This is a genomic window from Cecembia calidifontis (assembly GCF_004216715.1).
In the GTDB taxonomy this organism is placed as follows: Bacteria; Bacteroidota; Bacteroidia; order Cytophagales; family Cyclobacteriaceae; genus Cecembia_A; species Cecembia_A calidifontis.
Genome location: NZ_SGXG01000001.1, coordinates 3,532,343 through 3,549,514, shown reverse-complemented (window position 1 = coordinate 3,549,514; position 17,172 = coordinate 3,532,343). Strand labels below are relative to the sequence as shown.

Here is a 17,172-nt window from a genome sequence, read left to right as displayed (position 1 = left end):
AGCATAAAAATGAAATTTAATATAACGCAATTTATAATAGTCCTCGCTGCAGTTGCTTTCACCGTGGCCTGTGGTGGAAAAGAAGAATCAGGTGAAAAAGAAGCCGCCCATCACGAACACGAAGAAGGTAGTGAAATTGTAGAACTGTCCGCTGAGCAATTTGAAGCACTGGATATGAAAGTGGATACACTGCCACTTAAAAATCTCTCCTCAATGGTGCAGGCCAATGGCCAACTGAAAGTGCCGCCTCAAAATGAAGCTACCGTAACGGCCATTATCGGGGCCAATGTTTCTTCCATAAAAGTGATCGAGGGAGATGAGGTAAAGAAAGGGCAGGTATTGGCTTACCTCACGCATCCAAACCTCACCCGCTTGCAAGGCGATTATTTGGAAACCTGGAATAACCTCCAGTTCCTGGAGCAGGATTATCAGCGACAGAAAAGGCTTTATGAAGAAGAAGTGGGCTCAGGCAAAGCTTTTCAACAAACACAAGCCGACTATCGCTCCACCCAGGGAATGGTAAAAAGCCTGGAATCCCAATTGCGCCAGTTCGGGATGAACCCTGTCCGGATCAAGGAAGGCAATTTTTATGACCAGGTGCCGGTAATAAGCCCGATTGATGGTTCAATAGTAAGCGTAGAAGTTAGAACAGGTCAGTTTGTACAGCCTGAAAAAGTTCTTTTTGAAATTGTAAACATTGACCACATCCTTGCAGAACTTATGATCTTTGAAAAAGATGTGCACAAGGTAAAAGAAGGTCAACGGGTAAGGTTTACTGTAGAGACTTTACCAGGAAAAGAACTTTACGCTGAGATATACTCCGTAGGCAAAAAATTTGAGCAAGATCCCAAGGCGGTACGCGTACATGCAGAGATTGAAAACAAGAGCGGCAATCTAATACCTGGCATGTATATCAAAGGTCAGGTACTAACCGACAGCGCGGAAACGTATGCGCTGCCTGAAAGTGCAATCATACGTGAAGGGGATCAATTCCTCGCTTTCCTGGCCGAACGGAAAACAGAAGGCGAAAGCGGGCGCTGGATTTTTACCCCAATAGAAGTAGTAACAGGCATCTCAAGCAATGGGTGGATAGCAGTGAAGTTCCTTCAGGAAATTCCGGCCGGGGCATTGTTTGCTATGAACAATGCCTACTACCTGATTTCCGAAATGAAAAAGGGGGAAACAGGAGATGACGACTGATAGCTTAAAAGGTAGTACAACATTAAACGAGTAAAGTAATGGCAAATCAAAAAAAAGGGATCACAAAGGCCTGTCAGGAATAAAAGACAATATTCTGTGGCTGCTCGTGGATACAGTTATAACCTTAAAGCAAGGAAAAAATGCAATCGAAAAAAGACAAAAAAATCGCTTTGCCGAAATGGTGAATTACGCACGGGCTAACTCACCATACTATCGTGAATTATACAAACACTTGCCAGTGCATGTTGAAGATACGAAGCTGTTACCCGTTACAAATAAAAAGGAGTTAATGGAGCATTTTAATGATTTTGTTACAGATACAGAGGTAACCCTCGAAAAGGTTCAGGTTTTTGTTGATAAGCCGGAGTTCATCGGAGAGTATTTCTTAGACAAATACACGGTGGCCACTACTTCCGGAACTACAGGAAAGAAGGGAATATTCCTGATTGATGAGAGAAGCTTCAAAGTAGCGGGCGCTCTTGGATTTCGCACTTTGAGTTCCTGGCTGAGTTTTAGTGACCTCCTTCGCATTCTCAAAGGTCGAGGACGTTTAGCTATGGTAAATGCTATGGGCGGCCATTTTGCTTCGGCAATAGCTGCTGTGCGCTTACAAAAGAAACGTAGCAAAAGATTCCTTGTCTTACCTGTAAGTATGCCTATGCATGAAATGGTGGAAAAACTAAATCAATTTCAACCCATCCTTCTTGCTCCTTATGCAAGTATGGGTTCACTTCTTGCCAGCGAACAGGAAGCAGGACGCTTGCATATTAATCCGGCACTTATCGTACTTTCCGCAGAAGGCGTTCCTGAAAGAGAGTTCGTGCGTATTTCTGAAGCATTTAAAGCAAAAGTATATGATAGCTATGCCGCTACTGAGTGCCCTTTTCTAAGTTATAGATGCAGATATGGCTGGCTGCATGTTGACAGTGATTGGGTAGTGGTTGAACCTGTTGATAAAGACTACAAGCCCGTTTCTCCTGGGAAACAGTCGTACACGGTACTGATAAGCAATCTTGCTAATAAAATACAGCCCATACTTCGCTATGATCTTGGAGATAGTGTTTTGCAGAAGCCCGAACCCTGTAAGTGTGGTAACCCGCTTCCGGCTATTCGTGTACAAGGCCGCTCTTCTGATGTGCTTACTTTTCCTAAGGATGGAGAAAAAGTAACTATTGCGCCTTTGGCATTCAGCGCTGTAGCTGCACATATTTCCGGAATTGATTTGTTCCAGCTTGTGCAGACCAGTCCGACAAATCTCCGTGTACGTCTGAAGCTTTCGGCAGGTGCAGAACCTGAGCTGGTTTGGCAAAAAGTACTCGCAGAGCTAACTGGTGCGCTAAAAGAGAATAGACTTGATAACATCACCCTGGAACAAGCTGAAGAACTGCCTGAACAGACATCCGGTGGCAAGTACAGGGAGGTCATACCATTAAAAAACATTTAAAACACCGCTTGATAGTTTTTAAATCAACGTAGGAATTAAGCTAAAACTTTAGGATGATGCAAAGGACAATATTCAAAATCCAAAAAATGGACTGCCCAAGTGAGGAGCAAATGGTGAGAATGAAACTTCAAAATTTTGAACAGATAAAAACTCTTGAATTTGATATTCCCAACCGAAAATTAGACGTATATCATAGCGGAAACCCAGAGCTGATTTTATCGGCTTTGGAAACACTAAATCTTAATACCACATTGATTTCAACCGAAGAAACCAATGCAACTATTGAAGCAGACACCAACAAAAGCCAACGGAAAGTACTTTGGATAGTCCTAATAATAAATTTCGTTTTCTTTGGATTGGAAATGCTGTTCGGTATTTTTTCCAATTCAATGGGATTAATAGCAGACAGTTTAGATATGCTTGCCGACAGCATTGTTTACGCATTAGCCTTATTCGCTGTAGGTGGAACAATCGCCTTAAAAAATAACATTGCCAAATTTGCAGGTTACTTTCAAATAATTTTAGCAATTATTGGCTTTGTAGAAGTCATCAGGCGTTTTATCGGAATAGAAGCGATGCCCGATTTTAAAACAATGATTGTTGTTTCTGTTCTGGCATTAATTGCAAACGTATTTTGTCTTTACCTCTTGCAAAAGCACAAAAGTAAAGAAGCCCATATGCAAGCGAGTATGATTTTCACTTCAAATGATGTAATCATTAACACAGGAGTAATAACAGCAGGACTTTTAGTGAATTGGCTCAATTCATCCTATCCTGACTTAATCATAGGAGCAATTGTATTTATCATTGTAGCAAGGGGAGCATACAGAATATTACAACTTGCTAAATAGCCAACCCTCATAAGCACACCCATTTTGCAGCCACTCAATTCTACCCACGAACCAAAGCTGCATAAAGAGTGTGCTTATTTCCAACCCCAAAAAATTGAATTAAAAAATTTCCTTCCTTTCTGAAAATAAAAAAATACCGAGCAATAGCAGGGCTAAAGTCTAATTTGATTTTACCTCCCCACCCTTTTGCCATTGGTGGTATTGTTTTCGCCTTCGTAATGCGAGGAGCAGTCAGGATTTTGAAATTTGCGTATTAGATTTTCCATAACCCTCCCTGCACCCATGTGCTTCCAGTAGGTTCATTCCGTTCGTTCGTGCCTCACTCTCTTCATTCACCCACTTCCAGCACCGCACAGCAAGAGTAGCCCGTTATTCCATTCCGCTACGCTGCATTCCATACCGTGCCACACTTGCTTTTCCCAGCGCACACCCCAACGCAGGTAAAGCGGTGTTCGTCAGTCGTTCCGTTTTGTTCCGCAAAAACATATCTGCAAGGGTGTAATAAACTCCCGGAGTTTATGCCGATTTTTATCGGTGGTCGCCCTTGCATATACCGTTCACTTACCAGTTCGTTTGCGCTCCAGTAGGTGCTCACTCACTGCCGTTCACTTGTTTTGCTTCACACACTCTCTCCATCCTCACTCGCAGCTATTTCATCCCCCCAAACCCCTTCTAAGGTGTTCGCTACTCTCACAATATTTTTTATTGGGGGTCTGCCGCTGCTTATTGTTTTTGCTCGCCTGCGGGTCGCTGCGGGCTGATCGGGCTGTCATGCTTTTTGCTTTCTGCCATGTGCCTCCAGTCGCTTCATTTCAGTCACTCGTTCCTCATTCCTTTCATTCAGCCACTTTCAGCACCGCACACAAGAGTAGCTCATTCACTACACTACACGAGCTAACGCAAAGTCATTCCGCAATCTGCCTGCAATTCTCCTTCAATGTATTTGTATGGCAATTGAAATCTACAAATACTCCCCATGCTATTGCAGTCAGTTATTGCTCCATTCCTTCCCAACAATCGTTTCGTTTCGTTCAATCGCTACCCTTGCCTTTGCCGACCCTGATGCAAAAAATCACGCCAGCCATGCCGTAAACGGTAGGCGTCTGCCGCCCTCATTCTTCGGGCTTTTGCAGCCACCACCCTTGCTCCGCTCGCAGGCGGCTCGCAGAAATGGCTTCGCCTTGGTTTACCTGCGTTCACACACCTATCGTAATGAAGCTTATCTCTGATTGATATATTTAAGTATTTGCTTAAATATTAAACTCCTTTTCCTTTCTTTGTATTTATTTAAGTAATCTCTTAAATACGATTCTATATGACGAAAACTTGTATTAGGGTTTATGCTGATGAACAACAGATCAAACAGTGTAAGACAGCCATTGAAACAGTAGATGATGAAGTAATCCGAATAGCAAGGGCACTCAACCTTGCTGGTAATGAAGTGCGCCTAAAAATTCTGTTTCTATTGGACAAGGAATCCAAAATGTGTCCATGTGATCTTAGCGATATTCTGGATATGACAGTTCCTGCAATTTCTCAGCATTTGAGAAAGCTCAAAGATGCAGGGCTGGTTGAAACAAACAAAGTAGGTCAAACAATATTCTACTCTATTTCCGAATCCAACAACCTCATTCTAAATCCAATATTGGAGCTATTAACATCAGAAAAAGAATCAACAATATGACGAACAAGAAATCAAGCTCATTAGTAATTACAAGCGTATTGACGGCTATTAGTGCATCACTTTGTTGCATTACACCAGTGTTGGCACTACTTGCAGGTTCAAGTGGAGTAGCTGCAACATTTTCTTGGTTAGAACCTTTTCGCCCTTGGTTGATTGGAATAACAGTAGTCGTTTTAGCATTTGCATGGTATCAGAAATTGAGGCCAAGAACGGAGGAAGAAATTGCCTGCGTTTGTGATGAAGAAAAGCCCTCTTTTTGGCAGTCAAAGAAATTCCTTGGTATAGTGACGGTATTTGCAGCGATCATGCTTGCATTCCCTTATTACTCAGATACTTTTTACCCCAAAACCAAACTATCAGAATCAGAAAATGTCAATTTCGAATCAACCTACGAAATCAATATTGTTGGAATGACCTGTACGGGATGCGAAGAACATGTAAAACTTGAAATTGGTAAGCTTCCTGGTATTTTAGGATTAGAGGTTTCTTATGAAAAAGCAAATGCAGTGGTAATGTTTGATGAATCTAAAACAGACATTGAGCAAGTAAAATCAGCTGTTAACAAAACAGGTTACAAAGTAGAATCGGTAAACAAATCAAAATGAGTGAAGTAGTCCTTAAATCAACAATTACTTGTCCTAAATGTGGACATGAGAAAGAAGAAACCATGCCTACAGATGCGTGTCAGTATTTCTATGAGTGCGAAAATTGTATGGAGATACTTAAACCGTTACAAGGTGATTGTTGCGTTTACTGCTCTTATGGTACAGTGGCATGCCCACCAATCCAAGAAGGTGGTAACAGTTCATGCTGTCGGTAAATCAGACAATAAATAACTCAAACATAAAGCAAAGTTACAGGCGTGCGGATGCGAGAGCTGCAAGGGTTCGCTACGCCTGTTTGGTAAAAAAATCTCCACCCTACGGGTAGTATTTTTTTCCCACAGCCCTTGCATCAATCGCACCGTCCTGTTGTGTGAGGGCATTATGTTTAAGTTATTATTCAGAGTCCGTTTCGGCAGCCGGTGGTTGTTGGCGGGCGTTCGCACCTCAGGTCATCCGTTCCATGCAGGCATTCAGCGTTGTGGCATCACAGATTATACGCTTCGTGTCTTTTGGTTCGAGTTGTGCCTTTCAGAGCTTCCTTTTTAGGGGGCTCTTTTTTTTACTCGTTAAGGGAAAATTTTAAAAAGAGAAAAGCAAAGATAGGCGGGTTCGCACATGCCCACCGCACTTTCGGACAGTCAAGGTCAAGCCCTACGGGTTTTGGAAAAAATCTCCACCCTGCGGGTAGTATTTTTCTCAAAAACCTTGACAGCCGAGCCTCACCCGCCTGAAAGACAGCTTTCTCTTTTCTTTTTTTCCCTTTTTTCTTTTCTCTTTTAAAAAAATCTATGCGAAATGGAGCGAAGCGTAATTCGCGAACACCATTGATAATAAACAATGAAGTGAGCAATCGCAGCGAGCAAAACTTTAATGGCTCACTGTATGAAATCGTTTCGTATCAAAACACACCGACTGGAAAGCAGCTACCAACAGCCGCACTTCTTTATCCTGAATAAAGGATTGAACAGCGGGAAACCGCTCAACAACGCTTGCCCGAATTGCTTTGTTTGCCTCACCGACAACCAAGAGGACAGGGAATTTCTCTTTTGGCTTTGCTTTGGATTGTGGAGGTCAAAATCATTTCACTATCTCCTGAAAGGCTCCGTGATTCCATTTGTGACTATTGATGAAATCCGAAAGCTGATCCGGGAAAGCTCTACCAAAGCAAGCTGCAAAGCTCAGGCATTTCAAAAGGCAATTCACGCCCTTCAACTACTCGATACCAACGAGCAAAAAATCAAGGTCACACTAAAGATGATTGATACTGCCAGACAAGCCATATTTTATGACATGATGAAAGAAACAGGCGCAGGGTAACTTCCTGCCCTGCCAAAAGAACAGGATAACAAAAGCAAAATAAAGCACACAAACGCAACAGCAACCAAGAGAGAACTACTGCCTAATTCTTGAAGTAATTTAGTTGGCGAAGGGCAAATCCATGGTAAGTCCGTGTCAAGTCCAAGCAAATGTTTAACCCTCAAAAAATCGTAAAGAGATGGGAAAAATTAATCAAGGTATTCTCGGTGGTGTCTCAGGACAGGTTGGGAATGTAATCGGTGGAACTTGGAAGGGCATCGATTACCTGCGCATCAAACCTTCCAGTGTAGCGAACCCAAGAACTGAAGGTCAGGTTGACCAACGTTCTAAATTCTCAACTGTCTTGCAGTTCTTGCAACCAATGACAGATTTCCTGAGAGTCGGTTTCAAGTTGTATGCAAACCGTATGACCCAATTCAATGCGGCCATGTCTTACAACCTGAACAATGCAGTTACCGGAGCTTATCCAAACTTCATGATTGACTATGCAAGTGCATTGGTTACTCGTGGTAACTTAACAGGTGCGGCAAACGGTGCAGCCACTTCTCCAAGTGCTGGAAACGTAGAAGCAACCTGGACAGACAACTCCGATAGTGGAAGTGCAAGAGCGACAGACAAAGCTCTGATTGTTCTTTTGAACACTACCCGAGGGGAAGCAGTGTTCACCACTGCGGGACCAGCAAGGTCTGCCGGATCAGCGACCATTCCAGTGCCTTCTGAGTACTCAGGAGAAGACGTTGAAGTCTTCTTAGGTTTTGTATCAGAAGACGGAACTAAAGTCGCCAACAGCGTTTATTTAGGCTCTGTAACAGTTGCGTAAAGCGATTGGTGTTTTCCTTGAAAACCGCTTCCTTTGTGAAGCGGTTTTTTTATGCCCGTACCCCTCGATTTTTCCTTTATTATCGCTTAGTTTGACATTCCTAAGCGTTTTTTGTTGCTAATACGTTTCTACCATTTTAGCAACATATTGAAATACAGTAAGTTAAATGCAATTAAAATATTTTGTATCGGAAAGTAAATTAACCACAGATAAACGCTGATAAACACAGATATTGAATTTTTTAACTGCTGATGATTGGGGATGAATAAGGATTTGGATTTTAACCACTGATGAATTAGGATGAACACGGATTTGGGTTTTAAATTCTTTTACCAAAATTTTACAACATCTCAGTTGATTTTGAAAACCCATCGACCCAGAATGGGCAATTTATTTATAGCAAAGCGATCAATGGACCCACACCCTCTACCCTGAATAGGTCGTATATTTTCGCAATATTGTTCGACTCCCTTAGTGGTCGGCAGGTTCATCAATCTAATTTTTTTCTAAAATTCCTCCCCTATACCTTGCTCTGGCCTTAAAATTTCCCAATGGAAAATTTTTTAATGTCCATCCCCTTTTCAGCTTATATGATTATCCGCTTGTATACAAGTAGGGGCAAATGCTCGCAATAACAAGTCTATCAAAGAGTTTTTTACCAAAGTATCTTCGGTTTAGTTTATAACAGAATTCATTGAGATAGTTTTGAAGCATCTTTTCTGAAACCATATGGTACTTCTGTAAATCCCTTTTAAGGTTGCTTATTGCTATATGTGCCCATTTGAGGTTGAACTTGCCCTCTTTTGTGGAAGATAATTCGCTCACGTGAACATCGATACAATCTTCTAGGTTAGCATAAGTCGTACTTTCATCAGTTTGGAGCACGGCTTTTTTGTCAATCAGTCCTTTTATCAGTTTTTCGGCTGTTTTTGCCTTCAAGTTATCTATTTTGACCATCTTGAAATATCTGCAGCTTTTGTCCTTTTCTCCAGTAATTAGGTCTTCAAGAATAGATGATTCAGCCATAACAGCGACAGTAGCTTGTTTTTGGCTTCCACGGCCTTTCTTCAGCTTCGTCTTTTCCGAAGATTTTGTTGCCTTGCTTACAAAAGCCTCATCATATTCAACCATATCTTCTAGTTTATATTGGCTGTCACGTTTACCCATTGCTTCCCGGAGCTTGTGATACAGTCTGAAAACAGTCTCGTATCTGCTATGACCCATCTGCCTCTGTAGTTCAAGGCAGCTAAATCCCTTCTTGGTTGCGCTTACAAGAGTCATTGCAAGCAACCAAGTCCTCAATGGTAACTTGCTGTTTTCCATAATAGTACCATTTTTCAGTCCTGTCCTAAATTTACAATGTTTACATTGGAACATATTGAGAGAATTAAGCCAGTAGTGATCCTTGGAATTACAATTCTTGCAAATGACACCTTCTCTTTCCCTTTGTTCCTTCAAGTAATGGATGCAACTTGCCTCATCAGGATATCTTTCATTGAATTGTAGAATATTCATGGCCTTCTTATTTATTTACAGCCAATTAAACACTTACAATTCAGCCCTGAAAGTTATTGACACTTATTGTCAAAGTATAAAATTTGCCCACTTGTATGTAGGCGGATATTCATATCAGCTTAATTCATAATTCATGATAGATTCGAAAAAATCGATATTTTAGGAGTTACTATTTTCTTTGCCATCTCTAAACCTTATTCAAACCAGATCCAATGTCACTAAAACCAAATTTATTCCTTGCCTTTTTTGTTTTTTTCTTAACCTCCTGCCGCCTATAGTCGCCCAACTGAAGGACAATCATTTGACCCTGGATTATCCAGGGAACATTCAGTTGACCCTCAAATTTGAAGAAAAACCTTCCCCTTCTCAGCTTTGAAATCTTGGAAGCCAAAGGTTTTGACTCCATGGAACTTATCGTCTGGGGCCCCATACCTACCAATATCAACAAGATCATCGGTGAAACTGTCGGGGTAGTCCGTGGGGAGGAATTCGCGATTGGCATACAAGCCCTGAACCCCAAAACGCTTGGAGGTTTTCCATGGCTGGGAAATGATACTACTCCCCAGTTGGATATTTTTGAACAGGATGATTATTCTGATTTGAATGGGGCAGGCAAAAGGGAAACCCTTTACCAGATTTGTCCAGCTTATTGCAGGATTTTAACTGGAATTTGGTTTAGCTTAAGAATTCTTTCGTGGATTTCATATAAAAGTAAGGTCATTAATATTTGATAATTTTAGTGATTTTAGGCATGTAGGACCAAAAAAAATCTGCTCCGCTCTTTTCAATAAAAACAATAACAAATTAAGCTTTGGAAATGTGACATTGGGCACAAATCCAAATAGTTTCACGTAGTATTTTAGTCCGAATTTTCTTAATTTAAATCTATGGAATTAGACATTCAGGTAATCATTGTTTTAGGCATATTGGTTGCCACCGTCATCATGATGGTGTTTGAAATATTTAGGATTGACGTGGTGGCCATTATTACGATGCTGGCCTTAGGTTGGTCTGGTATTCTTACCACAGATGAAATGCTCAAAGGCTTTTCGAGTAACGCTGTAATCTCTATGATAGCCGTTATGATTTTAGGCTATGGAATTACCACAACCGGGGTTATGGAAAAGTTTTCAGAGTTTATCTTGAAAAAAGTTGGTAACGATAAAAACAAAATAATTGGTCTGATATCATCGGCTGTAGGTACCCTTTCTGCATTTATGCAAAACATTGGGGCAGCGGCGCTCTTTCTTCCGGGCACTATTGAAATTTCAAGAAAGACAAAGATTCCTATTTCGCAATTGGTCATGCCTTTGGGTTTTGCGGCCATTTTGGGAGGATCACTCACTATGGTGGGTTCCGGTCACCTGATACTTATCAATGATTTACTGAAAGCTGCAGACCTGGAACCCTATGGGCTTTTTGCTGTGACGCCTATCGGCGCTGTGCTTTTGATTGCTGGTATTCTCTATTTTTTCATTTTGGGAAATGTAGTGCTTCCATCTGTCAGTGGTGCTGGTGCTAAAAAATCCGCCCAGGAAAAGTTGATGGAAACACTTCGCCTTTCTAAGCATATCTGGTATTTATCCATTCAAAAAGACAGTCCCTTGGTGGGATTGACAGCTGAAAGTTCAGGTATTTGGAAAAATTTCCATGTCAATATCATAGCACTTTCTCAAGGACAGGATATCATTTATGCGCCATGGCGAGAAACTGCCTTTCAGGCTGGGCAGATTTTGGCCCTTTTGGGAAAGGAAAATGATGTCAAGGCTTTGGCAGAGGCTTTTGGACTTAAGGCAGAATCTGCCCCTTCCCTGTTCAATAGACTTGACAAGCCCGAAGATTCAGGTTTTGCCGAAGTTATTTTGCCTGCCAGTTCAGAGATCATTGGAAAAAGCCTAAGAGAATATGGTTTCAGAAGGCGTTTTGCACTGGAGCCTTTGCAAATATTTCATAACGGAGAAGAAATAAAAGGTGATTTTTCTGACCATATTTTCCAGCAAGGGGATACATTGATAGTTTATGGTCTTTGGGACAATATCAGGATTTTAAAAGACCAGTCTGACCTTATTGTAGCTACCCCGATTGAGGCGGAACCCAAAAACCAATCCAAAACCGTTCCCGCAGTTGCCAGTTTTGCTCTTGGCATCTTTTTGACTTTTGTAGGTGTGCCGATAGCTCTTGCATTCCTTACAGGTGCATTGGCCATGATTCTTTCCAGGGTTATCAGCATCCAACAGGCTTATGATGCCATTGATTGGAAAGTAGTGTTTCTTTTGGCAGGTTTGATTCCACTGGGCATTGCCATGCAGAAAACGGGGGCAGCTTATTTTCTTGCTGAAAATGTGATGGGACTGATCGAAGGACAATCTCCTCTCCTATTGGTGATTGCCATCACTGTTCTTGCTACCGTATTTTCATTGTTTATGTCAAACGTGGGTGCAGTTGTAGTTTTGGCACCTTTGGTAATCGGTATGGCTGAGATTGCAGGACTAGACCCAAGGCCCTTGACGTTGTTGGCTGCGGTAAGTGTCTCCAATTCTTTTGTTCTTCCAACCCATCAGGTAAATGCCCTGATGATGTCAACAGGAGGTTATAAAAACAAGGATTACATCAAAGCTGGCAGTGGTATGACTGTACTGTTTCTGGTGCTGACCGTAATTGTATTTTATTTCTTCTATCTGTAAACAAGTAAAATCACTAACAAAGGCTGTTTTTTCCTTGCGTTCAATTTTTTAAAGGAACATGAATCAGGATGGAAAAAACAGCCTTTTTTTCTATCTGCTTTTGACTCCCTAACAAGAGGTCAAATGTCTAATCATTGATTTTTGCAAAAAAATCCCTTTTAAGACTGTTCCTTGAAAATTTAGACCACTCAGCAAATAAAAGCCTTCTTTAAGAACAATTGGGCTTTTCTTTGTCTTTAGATATTCAGAGATGATTATCCGCTGGAAATCGTTCTGACATCCTAAAGTTAAACCAATTAAAATCAATGAAATACCTCTTCTTTTTTGTGCTGTTGTGCGGGATTCAGGTCCAGTTGTTTGCCCAAAGTTTTTCAATTAAAGGAACTGTTTTGGAAGAGGGAAAAAAAGAATCCATGCCTTTTGTGAATGTCCTTTTGCTGTCCTCCTCTGACTCTTCTCAAGTCGGAGGTACTGTAACTGATATAGATGGTCGTTTTGAATTGTCGGGTATCCGAAGAGGTGAGTACCTTTTGAAAATCCAATTCATGGGCTACAGGGATTACTTCCAGGCCATTCAGGCAAGCTCAAATTTGGATTTGGGCAATTTGTTCATCATTGAAGAGGCAACAGACTTGAATGAGGTAGTGATTGAGGCAAGAAGGTCTACCGGCATGCAAAAGGGCGACACTACCCAATTCAATGCAGATGCATTCAAAACAATGAAAGATGCCAGTGCCCAGGCATTAATTGAAAAACTTCCGGGTATCAGTTCAGAAAATGGGATACTGCAGGCCCAAGGTGAAAATATTGCCCAAATTTTAGTTGATGGTAAGCCCTTCTTTGGAACTGATGTCACGGCGGCATTGCAAAATATACCCGCGGAAATGATTGACCGCATTGAGATTTTTGACCAAAAGTCAGAAAAGGCACAATTGAGCGGATTTGATGATGGCGAAAGGCTAAAGACGATCAATATTATTACCAAACCTAATAGAAGAAAAGGTCAATTTGGAAAAACGACTGCGGGTTATGGTTCGGATGAGCGATACCTTGCCGGTGCCAGTGTCAATGTCTTTGATGAAGATACACGGCTCACCTTTACCGGTTTGAGCAATAACGTGAACATTCTCAACTATTCCAGCGATCCCAATGTACAATCCAATGAGACACCCCAACAAGGCGTGATCACTACCAATTTAATTGGTGCCAATTATACCGATATGTGGGGGGAAAAAATAAAAGTTACCGGTAGCTATATTTATACGGTTACAGAAAATGTTGGATTGGAAAGTAGGTTTAGGGATTTTGTAACTTCTGATCAATCCAACAAATTTTACACTGAAAACAGCAGGGATGTCCGAATCAACCGAAGACATCAAGCTGACCTTCGATTGGAATACAATATCAATGAAAGGAATAGGATTTTATATATTCCCCGATTCTCCGCAAGATTTGAAAATGAAAATTCAGGTTTCTTTGGTGAAACGTCCAATGGAATTAACCTTATCAACACTGTTGAAAATAGCCGTATTGGAAGATATGAAGATTTTGACCTGTTCAATAGGTTTTTTTACAGCCATAAGTTCAAAAAGCCAGGAAGGAATTTTACTGCAAGGTTGAATTTTAGCAATGGCTGGAATTTGGATAATTCAGAAAGGAATGCCATCAATACTTTCTTTGAGGAAAATGGAGAAAATGTGGAAATCCTGAATCAGGTAACCAACAGGGACAGAAGGGGAAATTCCTGGAATACCAGGTTTTCCTACACTGAACCTATTGGAAAAAAAGGGCAAATGGAACTGGAGTATTCTGTAGGAAACAGGAAAAATGATTCCGAACAATTACTTTTTAATGTACTTTCTGAATCAGGACAAACAGATGTCCTCGCTTTGGATACTGCTTTAAGTAACTCTTTTTTGAGTAACTACCTCACCCATGAATTTGAGCTGGGTTATCAATATCAAACGGAAAAACTCAAGGTTCAGGCTGAATTGGAATATCAAGATGCCAGTTTAAAAAATGATCAATTCTTTCCTGTTAATGAGGTGTTGAACAGACGTTTCCAAAATGCCTTGCCTACGATGCGACTGGAGTATAAGTTTTCACCAAAAACCAATATCCAGCTGGATTATGATACCTGGACCAACGAGCCGCAGGTTTGGCAACTTCAGCAGGCCATCAATAACAACAATCCTCTCCAATTACGCACAGGAAATCCTGATCTTGATCAGGCCTACACTAATCAGGTTCGTATGAGGTTCAGAGGCAATCACCCTGACAAAGACAGAAACTGGTTCATATTTGCACAAGGCCGATTGACCAATAACTTCATAGCCAACAGTATTTTGATTGCCGATGAGCCGGTGGAAGTTGCTGAAGGAGTAGTATTGCAGCAAGGTGCTCAGTTAAACAGGCCTGTGAACCTTGATGGCTTTAAAGACCTAAGGTCTTGGATGAGTTATGGTTTTCCTTTGGGTTTTATGAAATCCAATTTCAATATCAATGCCGGATTGGGGATTACCCAGCGTCCAGGTCAGATTAATGATCAGATTGGATTTAACAATTCCAACCGAATCAGTACAGGTTTTAACCTCAGCAGCAATATCAGTGAAAATATTGATTTCAACATCTGGTCCAGGTCTTCGTTTAACAATGTCAGAAACACACTCAATTCCAACCTGAACTCGGAATTTTTCCAACAGCGGATGAGGGTTAATTTCAACTGGATTATCTGGAACGGTATCATCTACAGGCTTGATCTAAACCATCAGATCAACAGTGGCCTCGCAGCCGGATTTGACACCAATTTCACTTTGGTCAACATGAGCTTGGGTAAAAAAATCTTCAACAACCAAAGAGGTGAAATTTCTATCATGGCTTATGATATTTTAGGACAGAATGCCAATGTAAGAAGAAATATCACTGAGACTTTTGTGGAAGACTTCCAGTCAAATGTTCTTCAGCAATACGTCATGGTAAGCTTTACTTACAATCTTAGAAGGTTTAGTAAAGGTATGGATGAAAAAGCGTATAATGATATGTATTCAGAGAATTGATGGGTTCAGTTCGAATTTATTTTTTCAAGCCCAACTCTTCTCTAATTCCTGGAACAACATGCTAATACATCCAAATCTCCGCTGTACTTAACCCAGATTGCAGCTATCCGCCTGTAAGTAGCTGTAATCTGGGTATTTCTGTTTTTTTGAGTTCAAGTTTGTGTACTACGGATTTTCTTTTTGTAAACGGTTGGTATTTGGTCTGAAGGATGTCGTAGATTTCTTTTAGGTTTTTGTTTGGAACTGTACACTTGCGTGTGGTAATGACTTTATCATAGGTGTTTTTCCCTGAAGTAGTGATGGCCTTTTGTGTGTTTCCTATTCTCACTATTTCACCCCAGCAGCTTTTTATTCCCTTCTGCTTGAGCTGGTACCTCACTGTATTGACTATCCAATATGCAAGGATTCCCAGATGTAGATGTGCCATGGTGGCATCATCGTTTTTATGGTAAATCGGTCTAAGATCCAGATCGGTTTTTAGTGTACGGAAGGCATTCTCTATTTCCCTGATAGTGTTATAGATATTCCAGATGATGTACTCCTCCTGCACGTTCAGGTTTGTCCGTAAAAAATAGATGCCCAGATTATCAGCTTTTGCCTGCTCCCGTTCCGGGTTTTTCTTCCATGACATTGCTGTCGCCTGTTCTGTTTTAGGGTCACTTTCAACAGTGATCTCATAATAATACTGGACTGATGGATACTTTTCTTTGGCCCTCCCGATGCGCTGGTGGACTTTATCGGTTTTTTTCACTCCTCCCTTGCTGTTGAGGGCATGCTGTATTTTTTGCAGTTCCTGTTCAAACCTTTGTTCGAACTGTAGCTTCATGCCTTCCTCTTTCTTCTCTTTGGAAGGGCTTTTGACTTCCAAATAATAGTCTGTGTTTTTTTCTGTGGACACGGCTCTGAGTCTGATGTTCTGCTTTGATTTTGTTTCCAGCAGAGTTGTAAGCCTGTCGGGCACATAGCTATAATCCTTGAGTTTTGTCCTGCTTACACAGAGGTAGCTGTATCCTTTGCTCTGGATAAGATGCAGGTTTTCTTCGGTGGCTATGCCTGCATCGAGTACCACTACCGCAGGTCCTGTACAGGTGTGGACGGAAAGCTTTTCAATCATTGCAGCAAGTGTGTTGCAGTCTGCTATGTTTCCTTCCAGGATAGAGGAGTACTTGATAAACCCTTCCACATTCACTACCAGTGCCAGCACAACAAGTTTTGCGTCTTTTCTTTTTTCCTTGCTCCTCCCGTATTGTGCCAGCTTACTGTTCGGTTTTTCTCCCTCAAAGTAGGTGTTGGTCAGATCATAAAGGATGATCTTATCCTGTAGATCAAAGAGTTCATTGGTACGTTTGGAAAGGTGCTTTTCGAGTGAATCTTTGACTTTGTATAGCTCAAGCGCACTTTTGTACAGCTTGTCCTTGGTTATTTTATCCATATCATAGCCCGTAAGCTCACAGACTGCCGAGTTTTCCTTTATCCAACGGACAGTTTTGAGTTCGGAAGCGGGGTATACCGCACGGGATACAACCTGTGTGGCTGCAAGACTTGCATCTTCGGCGCTGAATCCCGCCGAAAGTAATAAAGGTGTAAGCTGCAGCTTCTCCCATGTCTGGAAAGCAATATTCTCTGCTCCTATTTCTCTGGCATTACTGTGCTGGATGGTATCCATATCCACCATCCGTGACAGTTGCTGTTCCGATTTGATATCCAGCTTCTTGGAAGACACGATCCGACTCCAGAAGTCTTCAACATAGCGTCTGACGATTGGATCTTCCTCCAGGTCAAAAAGAGAAGCCTTGTGCTCATACTTCTCAGTAAGGTGTTTCTGTATTTTGTTGAGCTGCTCGGGCGCAGCATCCTCCATGAAACCTATATTCAGGATAGTGCGATGACACACCCTGTTGTCAGCATTACGGTAACTTTCCACCAGCCGGTAGTATCCGCTGAGTCTTCCCGAATCGGGATGTTTACGTAAAGAGAACTTGAAATACATGGTGTA

General features: G+C 41.4%; 13 protein-coding genes. 11 read left to right on the top strand and 2 right to left on the bottom strand.

Translation table 11 applies throughout. The features are described from left to right. Positions 1-9 precede the first annotated feature (9 nt). From BC751_RS15200 to BC751_RS15170, 8 genes are all read left to right on the top strand, one after another. Positions 10-1,200: an efflux RND transporter periplasmic adaptor subunit gene (locus BC751_RS15200; protein ID WP_130276392.1), complete on the top strand. Its 1,191-nt coding sequence runs from the start codon at positions 10-12 to the stop codon at positions 1,198-1,200. Positions 1,201-1,306: 106 nt separating this feature from the next. Further along, positions 1,307-2,644 (top strand): phenylacetate--CoA ligase family protein, encoded by a 1,338-nt coding sequence (locus tag BC751_RS15195; protein WP_242617494.1) that lies wholly within the window; start codon positions 1,307-1,309, stop codon positions 2,642-2,644. Between the two features lie 56 nt (positions 2,645-2,700). Further along, entirely contained in the window at positions 2,701-3,495 is a 795-nt protein-coding gene (locus BC751_RS15190) for a cation diffusion facilitator family transporter (protein ID WP_130277604.1), read from the top strand. 1,315 nt (positions 3,496-4,810) lie between these two features. After that, complete coding sequence (locus BC751_RS15185; RefSeq protein ID WP_130276390.1) at positions 4,811-5,179, top strand: ArsR/SmtB family transcription factor; 369 nt, start codon at positions 4,811-4,813, stop codon at positions 5,177-5,179. Beyond that, positions 5,176-5,784: a mercuric transport protein MerTP gene (merTP, locus tag BC751_RS15180; RefSeq protein WP_207226901.1), complete on the top strand. Its 609-nt coding sequence runs from the start codon at positions 5,176-5,178 to the stop codon at positions 5,782-5,784. The genes BC751_RS15185 and merTP overlap by 4 nt, the downstream gene beginning before the upstream one ends. After that, the gene (locus tag BC751_RS22080; protein WP_242617493.1) at positions 5,781-5,999 is read left to right on the top strand and encodes a GDCCVxC domain-containing (seleno)protein; all 219 of its coding nucleotides are present in this window, start codon (positions 5,781-5,783) and stop codon (positions 5,997-5,999) included. Before merTP ends, BC751_RS22080 begins: the two co-directional genes overlap by 4 nt. A gap of 667 nt (positions 6,000-6,666) precedes the next feature. Next, entirely contained in the window at positions 6,667-7,101 is a 435-nt protein-coding gene (locus BC751_RS15175; protein ID WP_130276389.1) for a DUF6943 family protein, read from the top strand. 178 nt (positions 7,102-7,279) lie between these two features. Then, positions 7,280-7,921 (top strand): DUF6266 family protein, encoded by a 642-nt coding sequence (locus BC751_RS15170; protein WP_130276388.1) that lies wholly within the window; start codon positions 7,280-7,282, stop codon positions 7,919-7,921. A 594-nt stretch (positions 7,922-8,515) separates the two neighbouring features. Here BC751_RS15170 and BC751_RS15165 read toward each other — a convergent pair. Then, positions 8,516-9,436: an IS1595 family transposase gene (locus BC751_RS15165; RefSeq protein ID WP_130274191.1), complete on the bottom strand. Its 921-nt coding sequence runs from the start codon at positions 9,434-9,436 to the stop codon at positions 8,516-8,518. A gap of 344 nt (positions 9,437-9,780) precedes the next feature. Between BC751_RS15165 and BC751_RS15160 the strand changes: the two genes are divergently transcribed. The 3 genes from BC751_RS15160 to BC751_RS15150 all read left to right on the top strand — a co-directional run bounded on the left by BC751_RS15160 (position 9,781) and on the right by BC751_RS15150 (position 15,176). Continuing rightward, positions 9,781-10,167 carry a hypothetical protein gene (locus BC751_RS15160; RefSeq protein WP_207226897.1) on the top strand — a complete coding sequence of 129 codons (387 nt, stop codon included), beginning with the start codon at positions 9,781-9,783 and terminating at the stop codon, positions 10,165-10,167. A gap of 156 nt (positions 10,168-10,323) precedes the next feature. Beyond that, complete coding sequence (locus tag BC751_RS15155) at positions 10,324-12,120, top strand: SLC13 family permease (protein WP_130276387.1); 1,797 nt, start codon at positions 10,324-10,326, stop codon at positions 12,118-12,120. A 305-nt stretch (positions 12,121-12,425) separates the two neighbouring features. After that, positions 12,426-15,176, top strand: a complete 2,751-nt coding sequence (locus tag BC751_RS15150; RefSeq protein WP_130276386.1) for an outer membrane beta-barrel protein — start codon at positions 12,426-12,428, stop codon at positions 15,174-15,176. A 103-nt stretch (positions 15,177-15,279) separates the two neighbouring features. Here BC751_RS15150 and BC751_RS15145 read toward each other — a convergent pair whose 3' ends face one another. After that, positions 15,280-17,166, bottom strand: coding sequence for an IS1634 family transposase (locus BC751_RS15145; RefSeq protein ID WP_242617492.1), 1,887 nt, complete (start codon positions 17,164-17,166; stop codon positions 15,280-15,282). Positions 17,167-17,172 lie beyond the last annotated feature (6 nt).